The organism is Falsiroseomonas selenitidurans, from assembly GCF_012103215.1.
GTDB classification, from domain to species: domain Bacteria; phylum Pseudomonadota; class Alphaproteobacteria; order Acetobacterales; family Acetobacteraceae; genus Falsiroseomonas; species Falsiroseomonas selenitidurans.
Genome location: NZ_JAAVNE010000075.1, coordinates 1 through 17,221 on the forward strand (window position 1 = coordinate 1; position 17,221 = coordinate 17,221).

A 17,221-nucleotide genomic window follows, 5' to 3' on the forward strand; every position below is an offset into this window, starting at 1 on the left:
CTTGATCCACCAGAAACTCGCCGCCTAACCTCGAAACCCGATGGGCCAGATCCTCCGCTAGCCAAACGCCTCCGCTGTCTCAAACCATTCGACGACGGACAGACATCCGGAGAGGCGCGACCTCTCCACGTGGCGAGAAACTACACCACGCGGATTCCGCGGCGCAATGCACTCGTGCGCAGGCACGGTGCCATTCGCACGAGCGCATCACGCCGCCTCATCTCACGCCGCTCGCGAGCGCGGCACGGTGCCGTAATGTGCCGCCAGCACACCCAGCGCTGCCACCACCATGCCCTGGGCCTGCGCCGGATTCACTACGCGCCCGCTCCAGCCATGGCGCATGGCCCATTCGCGGATCGAGCACTCCAAGCCGACGACATGCCACATGCAAGAACCCGCGGCGCTGTCCCATCCGCCGAGTGCCGCCATCGCACGTGCGACGCGGCCCCGCGCATCAACCTGCCGTTCACTGAGGGCAGTTCCCGTGCCGGCGGCGATCCTCACCATCTGCATGGTGCGCATGCCATCCAGCGCGGCGGCACGGAACTGCGTGCGGAACATCGCGCCGGCATCGTGCATCTCATGCGTGATCGTGCCGTTGGCCAGCATCTGGCCGAGGCCGTCCACCGTTCGATGATGCTGCACCGGCGTGCCCGTCTCCGGATCGGCCTCGCGGATCGGCTCGGTCAGGCCGCCATGCTGCATTCGCCACTTCGACGGGCGCATGAGTTCCTTCTGCTGCGTCTTCCGCTTACCGGCCATGATGGCGACCTCCGTTGCGTTGTCCCCAGCGGCGAACCGCCTCGTTGGTGATGACCTGGCGCAGCCAAGGATCCCCGACCTCATCGATGCTGAAGGTTGCGACGCCCTGCTCATGCCAGACCCGCCGTCGCATGCATTCCATTTCGGTGGACGTCGTGGGGCTGGCGCCGCGGTCGAGCGCATTGCGAGGCAGAGAGGGCGCACCTGGCACTCGCGAGACGTGCCAGGGTTCTGGGAGGAGTGTCGGCATCGGCCTCACCGACCTGCGCCCCATTGGGCGGCCTGGAGCAATGCTGTTGGCAGAGGCGCATGCTCCGCGTGGCGCGGGATCTGCGCCAGCGTCGTCTGAGTCGGAGCCATATGCTGCAATAGGCGCTGCAGGCTGTTGGCGCTTGCCATCGCGGCATGGGCTTGCAGAAAGGGCAGGATGTGCTTCGTCCGGAACGTCAGCCATTCGGCCTTCTCCGGCACCCACACGGCGTTGAGAATGTGGTCCTTCGTGCAGAACTCCGCATAGTGTCCGGCCCCCTCGGGGATGACCCAGGTCAGGACCTGCACGCCGTCCTGATCATCCCGACCGATGCTCTCGCTGAAAGGCAGAAAGTTCAGGGCCTCGGTGAGCGCGGTATGCCACGGGATTTGCCCGCCATTGCAGATCGCCTGCGCACGGACGATCCATTCGGGTGGCCGCATTTCGATCATCTCGCTGTGGAGGCAGGTGGTGACGGTGTCGTTTTTCATGGTCGGTGTCCTTCGGATGAATGGGAGTGGTTGGCAGGCCCAGCAGCATGGTGGCGCACGGGCGCGACGCGGCACTTCGGGCGCCGGCGAGCCTGCGGGTCCGGGTGGGTCCAGCTCTGGGTCCGGGTTGGGTCCGGGTCTGGCGCACGCAAAACCCGCGGAAATCCGCCATGGGTCCGGGTGGTCCGGGTGGGGCCGGGTTGTTCCCCTACTCTTCCGTTCACCCCGTATGCGCGTGTCATGCGCGATGTGCGCGACATGCGTGATGCACGAACCGGCTGCTACGAAAGAGAACACAACAGACCCGGACCACCCGGACTCACCCGGACCCAGCCAGGTAATCCCCGGCTTTCCGGCGATCGACAGACCCGGCCCCTTACCCGGACCCACCAGCGCAGACCCGGACCCACTGGCCATGGCGCGGGTCATCGCGGCGCCTCCTGTGCGGGCTGGCGGCGATACCGACGTTCGCGTTTGGCGGTTGCGCCATGCCCGCCCTTGCGCGCACGCGTCTGCTTGAAGCCCATGCTGACCAGGCTGCGGACCACGCGGTTCTGGTCTGCCTGCGTCCAGCGCCCCTTCTCAATGACGAGCGCATGCTGCAGCACCTCGGCCACCGAGACGTCCAGCAGCGGCGATGGCCGTGGGCGCCGATAGGCGTGGCTCTCGCCCAAGCCGTTCTGCATCCACTCGGTATCGTTCTCGAGATAGCTCTCGATCAGATCGTCCCAGGCATCGCCCTGGTAGCGCTCGGCCTGCTCCTCCGCGGCCAGGCCATCGAGCGCCTGCGTCTCCAGCCACCAAGGCTCTTTGCGGCGAAACCGATCCCGCGCCTCGGCCCAAAGCTGATCGCGATCCTGTTCCAGCGCAGGCAGATCAATGCTGCCGCAGACCACCGGCCAGAACCGCCGCCCGCCGGTCGGGTCCTTGAGATACCCGCCCTCCGGGTTCACGCTGCCGGCAAAGACGCACTGCCGCGGCAGATCTACCAGCCGCTTGCCATAGGGCGGGCGGAACCGATCTTGCGTGCGCGACATGAACGCCTTGATGGTGCTGACCTCGGCACGGCCCATCGTGTCGAGTTCGGCGATCTCGATGATCCAGACGCCGCGGGTCTCCATCGCCGCGTCCTTGCTGCTGAGGTCGGAGAGCCGGTCGGCGAACCATGGCTTGGCGATCGCCATCAGGGCGGAGGATTTGCGAATGCCCTGCGGGCCTTCCAGGATCAGCGCGCAATCCGCCTTGCAGCCGGGGATGTAGATTCGCGCGACGGCCGACATCATCCATCGCGGCCCGATGGCGCGGTGATAGGGCGTGTCCTCCGCGCCGAGATAGCGCCCGAGCCAGGCGTCAAGGCGTGGGGTGCCGTCCCAGGTCAGCGCGTCCAAATGGTCGCGCACCGGATGGAACAACCGATCGCGCGCCACCACTTCCACCGCCTGGCCGGCGATGGACATCGGCACCATGATCTCCTGGTGCTGCAGCCAATTCGCCACCAGCGCATCGTCGCGATCGGCCCAGGGCGTATCGGCCCACTCCGTGGCGCGGCCGATCCAAGGCGGCGGCTTGCGCGCGACGGTGGTGGTGGCGAAGGCATCGTGCCACAGCACGCCGTCCCATTCGGGGGCGCTGCGCAGCGCGGTGATGGCGTTCGCCAGGACGGGCCGGGGCTCGCCATCCTCGTTGAGCAACAGATCTTTGCGCCATTCGTTGGAGAAGGCGGCGGCGGGTCGGGTTGCTGCGATCAGCATCCGCACCGCGTCCGCACCGTCCGATTGCAGGACGTCGTTGAAGTCCATCGCTGGGGGTGGCTCGGCCACGCTCACATCGTGGCCGCGGGCTCGAAGCACGGTGACAGCCTGGCGCAGTTGCTGATCGGCCTTGCTGTTCGGCTCATCACCATCGCGGGCGATCACCACGGCCGCACCTTCCGGCAGCGGCGCACGCGCGATGTTGCTGATGCCGAGGCAGGCCCAGCTTTCCTGACCCGTGGCATGCCAGACGGAGAGGGCCGTCTCGACGCCTTCGCAGAGCACCACCGGCGCGGTGCCGGCAAAGCGCACGGCGAAGACATCAGCCCAGCCGTCATGCGCCTTGTTGGTGCGCTTTTGGACCTTCAGTGGCGCCTTGCGGCCGTCCTCGGTCAGGTAGATCAGCTGCAGGCCGTGAACCTGTGCCTGGGCGTCCGTCGCCAGCGCGACGAGCGCGCCATAGTGGTTGAACGCGTTCGGCAGAAAGCGGATTGATGGCGGCAGCGGCGTGGCCACGATGCCGCGACGGTGCAGGTAGGTCTCGACCCGCGTGGCGACGGCGTCCTCGCAGCCAGCGACGATCTCCGCGACCTTCGCAGCCCGCTTCGCATCCTCCGCAGCCTTCCTGGCATTTCCCGCATTGGCCCAAGGATCTGCGGCATCGAGGGGGAGCGGCTCGGCTGGAGCGGCATCCACCGGCGGCGCCAGGGCCTCCGGCATGTTGGCGCCCTCCGGCGCTGGCGCGGCCGCCTTGCGGCGTGGCTTGCGCCCTGGCGGCCAGCCGAGCCATTGCCGGGCCCAATCCAGCGCTGCGCCATTCGTCAGGCTGTGGCACTGCTTGACCAGCTCCAGCCCGTCGCCGCCTTGCCGCGCCTCATGGTCAAACCAGCGGCCGGCCTCCTCCCCGGTGATCTCCACGGCGAGGCTGCCATGCGTGCCGAACCGCAGCTGCTGCGCGCTCGAAAGCTCCCGGTTCGGCTCGCCGTGCAGGGCGGGCGCCAGATCCGCGATGCGCGCATTCAGGGCCGCGGCAACGTCCTTCGCGGCGGCTTCTGTCATGCGACACCTCCGGTGAAATCCGGAAGGGCAGGGCGAATCGGAACAGGCATCGGGCCTCCGCGGCAAAGCGAGGCCCGCAATGAGGCACATGGATTCCATGGCCGCAGCGTTGGAGCCGGTAAGGCCGCCGCCCGCATCAGGGGGTCAGGGGTTTACCCCGTGCGATGCAGCCTACCGCGCCATACCGACCTGCTTCTCAGCGGCGGGAAGCTGGCGCGGCGTCGGTGGCCGTCACACCATGCAGTACGTCGCGCTGCTGCTGCCACTCGGCTGGGAGTTCGCGTAACAGTGCCGGCAGGCCGACGCCCAAGGGCTCACGCCCGTCCATCACCGCCTCGACGATGTCGGGCGCGAGCAGCGTCAGGCGCAGCAGCTTGCCGAGATAGGAGCGATCAAGCTTCTCGGCCGTCGCCAACTCGTCAAGCGTGGCGTGTTGGCCCGTGTCGAGCAGGCGCTTCCAGCGATGCGCCCGGGCCAGCGCCTTCACCAGGGCGGGATCGGCGCGCGCGGGGACCTTCCCTGTAGCCGTGGCGCCGGCGGGGGCGACGACCAGCTTGCGGCCGCCATGGCGCCGGATGGTGATCGGCACATGCACGGTGATCGTTGTCATGCCGCCGGCGTCGTCGCGATGTCTTGAGCCAGGCTGGTCAGCCCCTCGATCCGCAATCGGATATCGGCGCCGGTGGGTCCGAGATCCACACGCTCGACCAGGAGGCGGATAATGCGGGCCTGTTCGGCGGGGAACAGCTCATCCCAAATCGGATCGAGTTGCAGCAGCGCCGTCCGCACCTCCGCCTCGGTCACATCGGCGGCCTCGGGTCGGGCGGCCTGCCAGGTGCCGATGATCATCTCCGGCTGTCGCAGCAGCCCGCGAATCTGCGCGATCACCAGCGCCTCGATTTGGCCAGCCGGCAGGCGCTGCGCATCGGTCGTGGCCGGCACGCCCTTCAGCACTGTCTGGCTGACATAGTAGCGATAGAGCCGGCCGCCCTTGCGCGTGTGGACCGGCGAGAGCGCGCGGCCGTCGCTGCCATGAATGAGGCCGCGCAGCAGCGCCGGCGCATGCTCCCGGTTCTGGTTGGATCGCAGCCGCGGGCTGATCTGCAGGATGGCATGCGCGCGGTCCCAGAGCTCCCGCGGCACGATGCCCTGATGCTCGCCCGGATAGGATTTACCCTTGTGCGAGACCTCGCCGAGATAGAGGCGCTGGTTGAGCAGCTTGTAGATCGAACCCTTGTCGAAGGGCCGGCCGGTCTTGGTCACGAGGCCTTCGGCCTGCAAGACGGGGATCAGCCGCGTGGCAGAGCCGATGGCGACGAAGCCCTCGAACACCCGCCGCACGGTTGGCGCCGCCGTCTCATCGACCACCAGCTTGCGGTCCTGGACGGCGTATCCCAGCGGCACCGGGCCACCGACCCATAGCCCACGCGCCTTGGACGCCGCGATCTTGTCGCGCACGCGCTCGCCGATGACTTCCCTTTCGAACTGGGCAAATGACAGCAGGATGTTGAGCGTCAGCCGCCCCATGCTGGTCGTGGTGTTGAAGGACTGCGTGACCGAAACGAAGGTCACGCCATGCGCATCCATCACCTCCACTAGCTTGGCGAAATGCATCAGCGAGCGGCTGAGGCGGTCGATCTTGTAGACCACGATGACATCGACATGGCCCTCCTCGATGTCGCGCAGCAGGCGCTGCAAAGCCGGGCGTTCCAGGGTGGCGCCCGAGACGCCGCCATCATCATAATGATCGCGCACCAGCACCCAGCCTTCGGTCCGCTGGCTTGCGATATAGGCCTCGCAGGAATCGCGCTGGGCATCGAGGCTGTTAAATTCCTTCTCCAGCCCCTCATCGGTGGATTTGCGGGTATAAACCGCGCAGCGCAGCTTTCTGGCCGTGGCGGGCGGCGCCATCGAAGGGCGGCTCATGCGGCGCCTCGCGCGCCGCGAATGCCAAAGAAGGCCGGGCCATTCCAGCGCGTGCCGGTGATGTGGCGCGCGACGGCGGAGAGCGAGCGGTATCGCCGGCCCTCATGCTCGAATCCATCCTGCACCACAGTGACGACATGGGTGACGCCACGATGCTCGCGCAGCAATCGCGTGCCGGGGATCGGGCCGTCCTGCGGGCGGATGCGTCGGAGCGCCGTGTTGCCGCCATCCAGTTGTTCGCCGAGCGTTTCGAGGCGCGACAGCGTCTCCGGCTTGAGCCCGCCATAGGCCAGTTCCTGAATGCGATAGGCGAGCCGACCCTCCAGGAAGGCGCGATTATAGGCGGGCGGTTCCTGGCCGAAGCAACTGCGCCATTGCTGCTTGAGGTCGGCGATGCCGATGGTCTTGAGCGCGGCCAGGCGCCACAGCACCTCGGCCGGGGCAATCTTCGGGAGGCCGGGTGCGGGCGGCGCGGCAGCGGTGCGTTTCGTCATGGGCGGACCCTTTCTGTGGGGTTCGCATAGCCGCGCTGCCGGGCGGTTCGGCGTAGGCGAACCTCTCCCTGGTCCCGAGAATTTGGCCCAGCGCGGCTGCACAGCCGCAGCGGCCCGCACGGATGCAAGGCGGCGCCGGGTGCAAGCTGTCGCCGGCCCGCGCTGTCGCTTGGCTGGCCATCGAATGCCCAGCGGTGGGCATTCGATCATGGACGGCGAGCGAGGCGGGTTTGTAGAGCTGATATCTGCGCGCATGGCGGGATCAGGCCAGACAATGCGCCCAAGCCTCTACCTTCGAGCCGGTGACAGGCGGCAGAGCAGGCCTGGGTTGAACCCTTCACCCCATCTCGTGTTTCTGTTATGTTCTCATACCTGACACCCCCCGGCGAGAGCACAGCCCGATGCTGATTGAACATCTGGATCGCACCCTTTGGACCCTTCAGCAGACCGAAATCCATGTCAGGGCACAGGTCGCGTCCCATCTCCAGGCCGATCCCGAGCGCCTCACGACGGCCCTGGCGCCCTCGGAAAAATGGCAGCCACCGCGCAAGCTGGAGGACGTCGTCAAACTCATCGCCTGGGAGGAAATCCAGGTCGCCCTGCGCGACGGCGATCTGCATGCGGTGGGCCGGGTTTCAACCGAGCGCGCCGCTGCCTGGGTGTCGGAGCATGATGGCTGGCGTTTCCATTCCGGCCGCCACAGCAGCATCGCGCCAGAGCATTGGCGCGCGGGCCAGCCCAGCACGCGCACCGATGCGCTGAGCCTGCTCGATCAGCATTTCATCGACATCCGCATGTCGCGCTTCATGGTGCTGGCGATCTGGCCGGTGACCGAGGTCCCGAAGCCGGCCCTGCTCCCCGATCCAGCGACCGGCGCGCCCTACCGCACGCCCTACATGGACATGCTCGACCAGGCGATCGCGGCCAATCGCATCACGCGGGGCGACCAGGGCAAGAAGGAACTCCTCGCAGAGTGGTTCCGCAGCCAGCAGGTGGAGGGCGAGCCGGTCTCGCAGAACCTGGCGGATGCCATGGCGACGTTGATCCGACTGCCGTCGTCGCAGCGGGGCGGCGCCAAGCGCATTTTTTGAAGCGGCCCTGGCCATTTGTCGCCAACCGCTCCCCAATAGGGGATGCCAACTCCCGGGCACGGAGGCGACGCTGAAATCGGCCTTTGGCCTCGGAAAATAGCTCGGGACCAAATCAGGCAATGTCCCGAGGTCCGGAGAGAAGGCGGCAAACAGAGAGGAAATCGGCGATTCGTTCCACCAGCGAAAGCCCGAGCTTTCGCGCGGAAGCCCCGGGGTTCCTGCGCCTCAAAGGGCTGTTCAGCCTGCGGGAGAGCGGTTGTCGGCGATGGTGGTGGTGTCCCCGGCGGGATTCGAACCCACGGCCCCCAGATTAGGAATCTGGTGCTCTATCCGGCTGAGCTACGGAGACGCCGCGGGTCGTCTACCACAGCCCCCGCCCGGCCTGCGAGAGGCGGCGTGACAGCGGCCAGGATATCCGCATGATCGCTCCGGCCCCCTGCCGGAAGGAAGCCGCCATGCCCGCGCCCAGTCCCGAAGCCCAGCCCGGCCCGATGCCGGAGGCCCAGTTCGACGCGCTGATGCAGCGCGCCGGGCTGGTGCTGACCGCGGCGCAGCGCGACAGCCTGCTCGCCGCCTCCCGCCACGTCGTCGCCGCCACGGCGCAGCTGCGGCCGCGGGGCGGCGTCTCAGTGGAACCGGCCACGGTCTTCGCCCCGAAGGCCCCCGTGGCATGACCGGCCTGCCCCTGACGCTGGCCGAAGCAGCCCGGCGGATTGCCGCGCGCGAGCTCTCGCCGGTGGACCTCGCCCAGGCGGCGCTGGCCAAGGCGGAGCGCCTGAACCCGGCGCTGCACGCCTTCATCCGCCTGACCCCCGACCTCGCCCTGGCGCAGGCCCGCGCCGCGGAGGCGCGGCAGATGGCGGGCGGGCTGCGGGGGCCGCTGGACGGCATCCCGATCGGCCACAAGGACATCTACGAGACCGCCGGCATCCCCACCACGGCGCATTCGCGCCTGCTGGCGGACCATGTCCCGGCGGCGGATGCCGCCGTGGTGCGCGCCTGGGCCGGGGCGGGGGCGGTGACGCTGGGCAAGCTTGCCACGCATGAATTCGCCTGGGGTGGCCCCTCCTTCGACCTGCCCTGGCCGCCGGCGCGCAACCCGTGGGACACCAGCCGCTTCACCGGCGGCTCCTCCTCCGGCTCCGGCGCCGCGCTGGCGGCGGGCATCGTGCTGGGGGCGACGGGCAGCGACACGGGCGGGTCCATCCGCGGGCCGGCGGCGCTCTGCGGCCTGGCCGGCATCAAGCCCACCTACGGCCTGTGCAGCCGCGCCGGCGTGCTGCCCCTGGCGCACAGCCTGGACACCACCGGCCCGCTGGCCTGGACGGTGGAGGATTGCGCGCTGCTGCTGCAGGCCATGCTCGGCCACGATCCGGAAGACCCCTCCTCGGCGGACCGGCCGGCGCCGGATGTGGTCTCCGGCCTCGGTGGCGGCGTTCGCGGCCTGCGCATCGGCCTGGTGCGGCACTTCCATGAACAGGATCTGGTGGCGAGCCCCGCCGTGCGCGCCGGCATCGACCACCTGGCCGATGTGCTGCGCGCGGAGGGTGCCACGGTCACCGAGGTCACGCTGCCGCCGCTGATGGATTTCAACGCCGCCGGCTGGGTGATCCTGATGGCGGAGGCGCATGCGGTGCATGAGCCCTGGCTGCGCACGCGCTTCAGCGACTATGGCGAGTTCCTGCGCGAACGCCTGGCGCTGGCCGCGCTGGTCTCCGCCGCGGACTACGTCCAGGCGCAGCGGCGGCGGCGGGAGCTGTGTGACGCGGTGGCCGCCGCGATGCGGGATTGCGACCTGCTGCTGACGGCCGCCCAGCCGGCGGAAGCGGCGCCGATCGACCGCATCGGCAAATTCGCCAGCCTGGAGGCGCCGGGCCTGACCATTCCCTTCAACCTGACCGGCCAGCCGGCCCTGGCGCTGTGCACCGGCTTCGGGGAGGGTGGGATGCCGGTCGGCGCCCAGCTCATCGGCCGGCCCTTTGCCGATGCGCTGGTGCTGCGCGCCGGCCACGCCTTCGAACGCGCCACCGGCCACCGCGCGCGCAAGCCGATGTAGCCCCGCATTCTCGCGTCAGGCGGACCGGCCTGACGACCGCAAAAGCCGTTGCATCAACCCCGCAGCAGCCCGGCCTCCGGCGCGATCGCCTCGCTGCCGGGGAAGGCGGCGGCGAGGGCGGCGTCGGGCAGGTGCAGGTGGTCGCGCAGCAGGCCCTTGGCCAGCGCCCGCAGATCCCGCGTCGGCTGCAGGTCGCGATTCTCGAACAGCGCGGCGCGGGACAGGCCCGGCCAATCCGCCAGCACCCGCCCGCCGCGCACCGCGCCGCCGGCCAGCAGGGCGGCGCCGCCGGTGCCGTGGTCGGTGCCGAGATTGCCGTTGGCGCGCGCGGTGCGGCCGAATTCCGTCACCGCCAGCACCGCGGTCCGGGCCCAGAGCGGGCCAAGCTGCGCCCGCAGCGCGGCGATCCCGGCATCGAGCTGCGCCAGCACCGGCTCCATGCGCTGCGCCTGGCCGGCATGGGTGTCCCAGCCGCCGAGTTCCAGCGCCGCGACACGGGGGCCGTCCTGCCGCGCCAGCAGCCGCCCGGCCGTGGTCGCCAGGCGCAGGAAGCCACCCTGCGTCGGTGGCGGCCCGCCCATGGCCAGCGCCTGCGCCGCATAGCCGCGGCCGCGCAGCCCTTCCGCCACGCCGGGGCCCAGCACCGGGTCGGCGTGCAGCAACTCCGCCATCCGCAGATAGAGGTCGGGCTCCGGCCGCGTGGCGCGCGGCGGCGCCCACATGCCGACGGGCACCGCGCCGCGCAGCAGCAGCGGCAGGTCGAGCCCCAGCGCCAGCCCGGCCCGTGCCGCGGCGCCGCGGCCGGGCTCCGGCAGATGCGCCAGCGCCCGGTTCAGCCAGCCGGAGTCCAGCCGTTGCGCCGCGCCGCCTTCCAGCAGGTCCTGGCCGTCGAAATGGCTGCGGGTGCGGTAGGGGCCGGCCACCGCCTGCACCGGCAGCAGCTCCCCGGCCTGGTAAAGGCCGTGCAGGGCGGCAAGCTTCGGGTGCAGCCCGAACATCCCGCCGAGATCCAGCGCCCCGCCGGCCACGCCGGGTTCCGGCATGGCCAGGACGCCGCGCAGCGTGGCGTAGTCAGGGTCGCCATAGGGGATGACGGCGTGCAGCCCGTCCATCGCGCCGCGCAGCAGGATGACGACAAGCCGCGCTTCCGCCGCCGGTGGCGCGGCCTCGGCGAGCGCCAGTCGGGCGCCGCCGGCGGTGGCCAGCGCGGTGAGGCCGAGCAGCAGGCCGCGGCGGCCGATGGGCGGCAGATGCGGGCGGGGCAGGTGGGGGCGGCTCATCGGCGTTGCATCTCCGGGCTGGAGAAGACCAGGGCGATGGCGTCGCGGGCGCTGCCGGCGCGGCGCACCGCGGCCACCGTCTCATCACGCGCCATCGGGCCGAGCGCGGTCTGCAGCACCTCCAGCGGCGGGCGGCGGCTGTAGCGGCCGGCGGTCTCGTAGGCGATGTCGAGGCGCTGCATCATCGGCTCCGGCGCCACCCAGGCGGCGGCGGTGTCGGCCCAGCCATTCGGCTGCGGCGCATTCCACAGCGGCTGGCCCAGCGCCGCCATGGCGCCCTGCACCGGCCCCGGCTCCGTGCCGCCGGCCGCGCGGTGCAGCGCCAGCACATAGTCCTGCGGCGCGCGCAGCTTGGACAGCGGCGGGTCCCAGGCCTGGGGCAGGCGCACCAGCGCGCGGGCGGCGGCGCCGAGGTCGCCGCCGGTCTCGGCCAGCACCGTCGCGATGGCCGTCACGGCGGCGGCCGGCGGGGCATCCGCCACGAAGTGCCGTACCAGCCGCGTCGCCAGGAAGCGGTGGGTGGCGGGGTGGTCCGCCAGCAGGCGCAGCGCTGCCTCGTAGTCCTGCGGCCCGCCGGGAAAGCGCCGGCCGAGCAGGGTCTTCTCTCCCGGCTCGTGGCTGCCGGGGCGGAACAGCGTGCCGAAGGGCGGCCGCAGCCGCTCCACGCCCCAGCCGGTCATGATCCGGGCGAATTCCGTCACATCCGCCTGGCCATAGCCGCCTGCCGGGGACAGCGTGTGCAACTCCAGGATCTCGCGCGCCAGGTTCTCGTTCAGCCCGCGGCCGCTGCGCCGGCCGAAGGGGCTCTGCGGGCCGACGGAGGCGGTCTGGTCCAGGTAGTAGAGCATGGCCGGATGCAGCGAGACCGCCAGCAGCATGTCCACGAAGCGGCCGGTGACATGCGGGCGGATGGCGTCGCGCAGCAGCGGGCCGAGCCCGGTGGAGACGCCGAAGCCGCCGCGTTCCGCCACGGTGAAGTGGTTCAGCCAGAACTGCGTCAGCCGGTCATGGAAGGGGGTGGCGCTGGCCAGCAGGTGGCGCAGCCAGGCGGCCTGCTCGGCGCGGAGGATCTGCGTCACCGGGCTTTGCTGGCCGGGCGGCGGCGGGCTCGCGTCATGCGCCACCCAGGCCGCATAGCCCTCCATCAGCGAGAAGGGGGCGTCGCGGCCGGGTGGCAGCGGCAGGGCGGGGGCGGGGCCGCGCGTCTGCGCGTCCAGCCAGGCGATCGGGTCGGCCGGCGGGGCCTGGTCGGGGCGCGGACCGGTTCCGAATCGGATCGCCGCGATGTGCGAGGTCGTGTCCATGACCGCATTCCACGCCGCGATTGTGGCGAAATCCGAGCGAGGGAGGTGCCGGGGGCACGCGGCGCGGGGTTCCCGCCCGCCCCGGCCGCGCCCTATCCTCGCGCTTCATCCGGGGGATTTGTCATGACCAGCCTGTTCCGCCGCCTTGCCCTGCCCGCTTTGCTGCTGGCACCGATCCCGGCGCTGGCGCACCACCCGATGGGCGGTGCGGTGCCGAGCACCTTCTGGCACGGCATCGCCTCCGGCGTGGCGCATCCGGTGATCGGGGCGGACCACCTGGCCTTCCTGCTGGCGGTGGGGCTGCTGGCCGGGCTGGCCGGCTGGGGCCTGGCGCGGCCGCTGGCCTTCGTCGCCGCCTCCCTGGCCGGGGTGGCCGCCGGCTGGCTCGGCTTCTGGCTGCCGGGGGTGGAGGTGTTGGTGGCGGCCACGGTGGTGCTGGCCGGCCTGCTGCTGGCCCTGCGCGCCGCGCTGCCGGCGGCCGCCTGGAGCGTGCTGCTGGCGCTGGCCGGGCTGGCGCATGGCCAGGCCTATGCCGAGGCGATGATCGGCGCGGAGGCGACGCCGGTGCTGGCCTATCTGCTCGGCCTGGCGCTGGTGCAGGGCGGGCTGGTGGCGGCGCTGGCCTGGGCGGTGCACCGGGCGCCGGCGCTGGTCGGGGGGATGGCGCCGCGGCTGGCCGGGATGGCGGTGGCGGCCGTGGGGGTGGTGGCGTTGGTCGGCCTGGCCGGATGAGCCTCCGGCCGCTCAGCCGCCACTGATCGCCGTCGTCACCAGCATCTCTGCCCCCGGCCGCAGCGCGGTGCCGAGGCTGGCGGGCTCGCCATCCACGAACACCTTCAGGTGACGGCGGATGGCGGGGGTGCTGTCGCACAGCCGGTCGCGCATGCCCGGCCAGCGCCGGTCCAGCGCCGCCAGCGCCTCCGCCACCGTCGCCGCGGGCAGCGCCACCTGGCGCGGCGCGCCGGGGAACAGCCGCAGCAGCGCCGCCGGCAGCAGCACCTGCACGGGCACGGGCGCCGTCACCCCAGCACCACGGCCTCGATGGAGGCGATGGTGGGCAGGTGCCGGGCGATCGGCCGCCAGCTCTCGCCCTCATCCGCGCTGGCGTAGATCTCGCCGCCGCTGGTGCCGAAATAGACGCCGGCGCTGTCCATCGTATCGGTCGCCATGGCCTGGCGCAGCACGCCGAAATAGGCGTCCTGCTGCGGCAGACCCTGGCGCAGATCCTGCCAGCTTCGCCCGCCATCGCGCGTACGCCAGACCGCGGCGCGGGCCTCCGGCACGAAGCGCCCCGCCTGGTCGCCGTTCAGCGGCAGCAGGAACAGCGTGGCGGGGTCGCGCGGATGCGCCGCAGCCGGGAAGCCGAAGGAGGAGGGCAGGCCGGCCTCGATGCTGGTCCAGCTGCGCCCGCCATCCTCGCTGCGGTACATGCCGCAATGGTTCTGCTGGTACAGCAGGTCCGGCTGGCCGGGCGCCATCACCACGCAATGCACGCATTGCCCGTGTTCCGGATAGCGCTGCTCCTCCGGCGCGTAGTCCTGCCGGGTGCCGCGGTTGCGCGGCGCCCAGCTCAGCCCGCCATCCGCCGTGTGGAAGATGCCGCCGGCCGAGATCGCGACCCAGAGCTGGTCGGGGTCCGAGGGGTGCGGCAGCAGCCCGTGCAGGATCAGCCCGCCGCCGCCCGGCTGCCATTCGGGGCGGGAGGGATGGTCGCGCAGCGCCGGCACCGGGGCGAAGCGGCGCCCGCCATCGGTGCTGCGGAACAGCCCGGCCGGCTCCACCCCCACATGCAGCACGCCATGCGCGGCGGCCAGGCTCCACACCGCCTTGATCGGCGTCTCGCCTGCCGCGTAGGCCAGGCCCTCGCTGGAATGGGTCCAGGTCGCGCCAAGATCGGGCGAGCTCCACACCGCCGGGCCGAACCATTCATTGCCGCCGCCGGCATGGATGGTGCCGGTGGCGCGGTCCATGATCACCTGGTTGATCGGCCAAGTCTCGCAGAACGGCCCGCGCAGCGCCCAGTCCTGGCGCGCCGCGTCGGATTGCAGGATGAAGGCACCCTTCCGGGTGCCGACCAGCAGCAGGACGCGCTGGGCCATGGCTCAGCCCACCCGCCGATAGCGCGCGGTCATCACCGGCTGCCAGCCGCCATCCGCCATCTGCATGCGCGATGTCAGGCTGCGGCTGTCCGGGCCGGTGAGGCCGATGATGTCCTGGTACTTCGCCACCCGGCCGGGGGTGCTGAAATCCGGGCCCTCCGCATCCAGGGTCAGCGTCCGGCCATCCGCCTCCAGCCCCCCATCATACAGCCACATCATCGTCATCATGGAGCCGATGAAGCTGCCGACGAAGCGGCCGCGCGCCGGGTCGAAGCCGAGGGTGAGCATGGTGAGGCCGGTGTCGCCATCCGGCATCTCCCCGGTGCCTTCCCCGATCACCCAGAGCCCGCCCAGGCTGCGCACCGTCTCCCGCCCCCGCATGGTCTGGGCGGGCTGGTCGGGGCCCATGATGCAGTCGGCCTCGCTGGTCCATTCGCCGACCAGCTGCTGCAGCCAGCGGTGCTGGTCGGTGGGCTGGGCGTCCATCATGGCAGGGTGTCCTCCGGCGTGGTTGCGAAGATGGCCGCCAGGCGCTGCATCGATTCGGTCCAGCCGCGGCGGTGGCGGGTGGCGGTGTCGGCATCGGCGAAGCGGTCATGCGTCAGCGTCAGCTCCGTGCCGTCCTCCAGCGGGCGGAAGCGGATGGTGACGCGGCTTTCCCGTTCCGGGGCGGAGGCCCAGGCCCAGGTGAAGGTCAGCGCCTGCTCCGGTTCCACCACCAGGTAGCGGCCGCCGATCTCGTGCCGCGCGCCGCCCTCCTCCCGCAGCACGATGCGGAAGCTGCCGCCGGGGCGCGGGTCGATGGCCGCCTCCTCCACCCGGGTGTGGTGCGGGCCGAACCATTGGCCGAGCATCTCGGCCTCGGTCCAGGCGGCGAAGGCCCGGGCGGGGGTGGCGCGGATGCGGCGCACCAGGGTCAGGCTGGGGATGGTCACGGTCATGGCTGGCGTTCCAGCGCCTGCGCGAGCCGATCCAGGCTCTCGGTCCAGAAGCGCTGGTAGCGGGCGAGCCATCCCATCGCATCCTCCATGGGTCCGGCGGTCAGCCGGCATTGCACGCTCCGGCCGGTCTTGTGGCGGGCGATGAGGCCGGCATTCTCCAGCACGTCCAGGTGCTTCATCACCGCCGGCAGGGACATCGCCAGGGGCCGGGCCAGCTCGCTGATCGTCAGCTCCTCCACCCCGTCCAGGCGCTGGATCAGGGCGCGGCGGGTGGGGTCGGCCAGGGCGGCGAAGATGCGGTCCAGCTGCGGGCCGGGCGGGGCGTGGGATGTCGGCGTTTGGTTAACCATGGAGTTAAACATAAACACCGAGAGCGCCCACCGCAAGCTTGCCGGCATCACGCCGGCGGGATCAGGATCGGCAGAGGGCAGGGAGGCCGCCGCATGATCCACAACCCGGTGCGTGAGCGCCTGCTGCGCGGGGAGGCCGCCTTCGGCGTGATGGCCTTCGAGTTCTTCACCCCCGGCCTGGCGCCGGTGCTGGCCGCCGGCGGGGCCGGCTTCGTGCTGCTGGACATGGAGCATTCGGGCCTGGGGATCGAGGGGGTGAAGGCCCAATGCGCCTTTGCCCGCGCCGCCGGCATCGTGCCGCTGGTGCGCCTGCCGCGCGCCGATCCGGCCCTGGCGCCGGCGGTGCTGGATGCCGGGGCGCTCGGCATCATGCTGCCGCTGGTGGAAAGCGCCGCCCAGGCGCGCGCCCTGGTCGCCACCTGCCGCTACCGGCCGGAGGGGCGGCGCGGCCTGGCCTTCGGCCTGGCGCACGACGCCTATACGGGCGGCGAGGCGGGACCGAAGATGGCGGCGGCGAATGCGGCGGTGCTGACCATCGCGCTGGTGGAAAGCGCGGCCGGCGTCGCGGCGGCGGCGGAGATCGCGGCCGTGCCGGGGCTCGACCTGCTCTGGCTGGGCCATTTCGACCTGTCGGACAGCCTCGGCATCCCGGGCCGCTTCGCGGATCCGCGCTACCGCGCCGCGGCGGCGGCGCTGCGCGAGGCGGCGCGGGCGGCGGGCAAGCCGATCGGCTGGGTGGCGGGCGACGGGGCGGAAGCCGCGGCGGCGCTGCGCGCCGGCTTCCGCGCGCTGTGCATCGGGCATGAGGCGGCGCTGCTGCGCCGGGCGCTGGCCGAGGCGCTGGCGGTGGCCCGATCAGGCGCGGATGGCCCGGCCGAGGCGCCGGGCCTGCCCTGAGGCCCGGTCTACCGGATCGAGAAGCCGATCGGCGCCAGCACCACGGCCCGCGCCTCCGGAAAATCAGAGGGCAGGCGTGGCAGGGGGGAGACGCGGCGCAGCAGGGCCATCGCTTCCTGGTCCAGCAGGGCGGAGCCGGTGCCGCGCACCATCTGCGACGATGTCACGGTGCCGTCGCGGGCGATGGTGAAGCGGATCACCGCCGTGCCTTCCACCCCCTGCTCGCGGGCGGAGGGCGGGTAGCGCAGGTTGCGCTGCAGGATGCGCACGAGCGCCGCCGCATAGCCGGGCGGCAATTGCCGCGCGCCATCCGGATCGCCGGCGGTGTCGCCAGACCGGCCGCCACCGGCCGGGCCAGGCGTGCCGGCCTGCCCGCCGGGCGAGGCCGGGCCGGGGGCGCCGGCGGCCGGGCTGGGTGCGCCGGCCGCTGGCCGCGGGGTTCACGTTGCGGCAGGCCCGCGTGCCCAAAT

At 71.4% G+C, this 17,221-nt stretch carries 19 protein-coding genes and 1 tRNA gene; 5 read left to right on the forward strand and 15 right to left on the reverse strand.

Annotated elements, in window-relative coordinates:
* Positions 1-222 precede the first annotated feature (222 nt).
* The 6 genes from HEQ75_RS25760 to HEQ75_RS25785 form a co-directional block, all read right to left on the reverse strand.
* On the reverse strand, positions 223-762 hold the full coding sequence (locus tag HEQ75_RS25760; protein ID WP_168034997.1) for a DUF6456 domain-containing protein: 540 nt from the start codon (positions 760-762) through the stop codon (positions 223-225).
* 255 nt (positions 763-1,017) lie between these two features.
* Entirely contained in the window at positions 1,018-1,503 is a 486-nt protein-coding gene (locus HEQ75_RS25765; RefSeq protein ID WP_168034998.1) for a hypothetical protein, read from the reverse strand.
* A 425-nt stretch (positions 1,504-1,928) separates the two neighbouring features.
* Positions 1,929-4,313 (reverse strand): virulence-associated E family protein, encoded by a 2,385-nt coding sequence (locus tag HEQ75_RS25770; protein ID WP_168034999.1) that lies wholly within the window; start codon positions 4,311-4,313, stop codon positions 1,929-1,931.
* A gap of 196 nt (positions 4,314-4,509) precedes the next feature.
* A complete protein-coding gene (locus HEQ75_RS25775) occupies positions 4,510-4,923 on the reverse strand; it encodes a hypothetical protein (protein ID WP_168035000.1) in 414 nt (137 codons plus the stop codon).
* Positions 4,920-6,224: a recombinase family protein gene (locus tag HEQ75_RS25780; RefSeq protein ID WP_235962133.1), complete on the reverse strand. Its 1,305-nt coding sequence runs from the start codon at positions 6,222-6,224 to the stop codon at positions 4,920-4,922. Before HEQ75_RS25780 ends, HEQ75_RS25775 begins: the two co-directional genes overlap by 4 nt.
* Before the next feature lie 11 nt (positions 6,225-6,235).
* Complete coding sequence (locus HEQ75_RS25785; protein WP_168035002.1) at positions 6,236-6,733, reverse strand: DUF2924 domain-containing protein; 498 nt, start codon at positions 6,731-6,733, stop codon at positions 6,236-6,238.
* 401 nt (positions 6,734-7,134) lie between these two features.
* Between HEQ75_RS25785 and HEQ75_RS25790 the strand changes: the two genes are divergently transcribed.
* Positions 7,135-7,824, forward strand: a complete 690-nt coding sequence (locus HEQ75_RS25790) for a hypothetical protein (protein WP_168035003.1) — start codon at positions 7,135-7,137, stop codon at positions 7,822-7,824.
* A gap of 272 nt (positions 7,825-8,096) precedes the next feature.
* Here the strand turns inward: HEQ75_RS25790 and HEQ75_RS25795 are convergent.
* Positions 8,097-8,173 (reverse strand) — tRNA-Arg (locus HEQ75_RS25795).
* A 106-nt stretch (positions 8,174-8,279) separates the two neighbouring features.
* On the opposite strand from HEQ75_RS25795, the gene HEQ75_RS25800 reads away from it, so the two are divergent.
* On the forward strand, positions 8,280-8,498 hold the full coding sequence (locus HEQ75_RS25800) for a hypothetical protein (protein WP_168035004.1): 219 nt from the start codon (positions 8,280-8,282) through the stop codon (positions 8,496-8,498).
* Positions 8,495-9,880: an amidase gene (locus tag HEQ75_RS25805; protein WP_168035005.1), complete on the forward strand. Its 1,386-nt coding sequence runs from the start codon at positions 8,495-8,497 to the stop codon at positions 9,878-9,880. The genes HEQ75_RS25800 and HEQ75_RS25805 overlap by 4 nt, the downstream gene beginning before the upstream one ends.
* A gap of 53 nt (positions 9,881-9,933) precedes the next feature.
* On the opposite strand, the gene HEQ75_RS25810 is transcribed toward HEQ75_RS25805, so the two are convergent.
* A complete protein-coding gene (locus tag HEQ75_RS25810) occupies positions 9,934-11,160 on the reverse strand; it encodes a DUF1501 domain-containing protein (protein ID WP_168035006.1) in 1,227 nt (408 codons plus the stop codon).
* A complete protein-coding gene (locus HEQ75_RS25815; protein WP_168035007.1) occupies positions 11,157-12,464 on the reverse strand; it encodes a DUF1800 domain-containing protein in 1,308 nt (435 codons plus the stop codon). The genes HEQ75_RS25810 and HEQ75_RS25815 overlap by 4 nt, the downstream gene beginning before the upstream one ends.
* Before the next feature lie 123 nt (positions 12,465-12,587).
* Here HEQ75_RS25815 and HEQ75_RS25820 point away from each other — a divergent pair, with 123 nt between their 5' ends.
* A complete protein-coding gene (locus HEQ75_RS25820) occupies positions 12,588-13,196 on the forward strand; it encodes a HupE/UreJ family protein (RefSeq protein WP_168035008.1) in 609 nt (202 codons plus the stop codon).
* 12 nt (positions 13,197-13,208) lie between these two features.
* On the opposite strand, the gene HEQ75_RS25825 is transcribed toward HEQ75_RS25820, so the two are convergent.
* From HEQ75_RS25825 to HEQ75_RS25845, 5 genes are read right to left on the reverse strand one after another with little or no spacing between them, the layout of a single operon-like run.
* The gene (locus HEQ75_RS25825) at positions 13,209-13,487 is read right to left on the reverse strand and encodes a MoaD/ThiS family protein (RefSeq protein ID WP_168035009.1); all 279 of its coding nucleotides are present in this window, start codon (positions 13,485-13,487) and stop codon (positions 13,209-13,211) included.
* On the reverse strand, positions 13,484-14,563 hold the full coding sequence (locus tag HEQ75_RS25830) for a WD40/YVTN/BNR-like repeat-containing protein (RefSeq protein ID WP_168035010.1): 1,080 nt from the start codon (positions 14,561-14,563) through the stop codon (positions 13,484-13,486). The genes HEQ75_RS25825 and HEQ75_RS25830 overlap by 4 nt, the downstream gene beginning before the upstream one ends.
* Positions 14,564-14,566: 3 nt before the next feature.
* A complete protein-coding gene (locus tag HEQ75_RS25835) occupies positions 14,567-15,052 on the reverse strand; it encodes a DUF1579 domain-containing protein (protein WP_235962134.1) in 486 nt (161 codons plus the stop codon).
* Positions 15,049-15,504: an SRPBCC family protein gene (locus tag HEQ75_RS25840; protein WP_168035011.1), complete on the reverse strand. Its 456-nt coding sequence runs from the start codon at positions 15,502-15,504 to the stop codon at positions 15,049-15,051. The genes HEQ75_RS25835 and HEQ75_RS25840 overlap by 4 nt, the downstream gene beginning before the upstream one ends.
* Positions 15,501-15,854, reverse strand: a complete 354-nt coding sequence (locus HEQ75_RS25845; protein ID WP_168035012.1) for an ArsR/SmtB family transcription factor — start codon at positions 15,852-15,854, stop codon at positions 15,501-15,503. Before HEQ75_RS25845 ends, HEQ75_RS25840 begins: the two co-directional genes overlap by 4 nt.
* A 93-nt stretch (positions 15,855-15,947) precedes the next feature.
* Here HEQ75_RS25845 and HEQ75_RS25850 point away from each other — a divergent pair, with 93 nt between their 5' ends.
* Complete coding sequence (locus HEQ75_RS25850) at positions 15,948-16,751, forward strand: HpcH/HpaI aldolase family protein (protein ID WP_168035013.1); 804 nt, start codon at positions 15,948-15,950, stop codon at positions 16,749-16,751.
* 8 nt (positions 16,752-16,759) lie between these two features.
* Here the strand turns inward: HEQ75_RS25850 and HEQ75_RS25855 are convergent, their stop codons facing one another.
* Entirely contained in the window at positions 16,760-17,047 is a 288-nt protein-coding gene (locus HEQ75_RS25855; protein WP_168035014.1) for an energy transducer TonB, read from the reverse strand.
* Positions 17,048-17,221 lie beyond the last annotated feature (174 nt).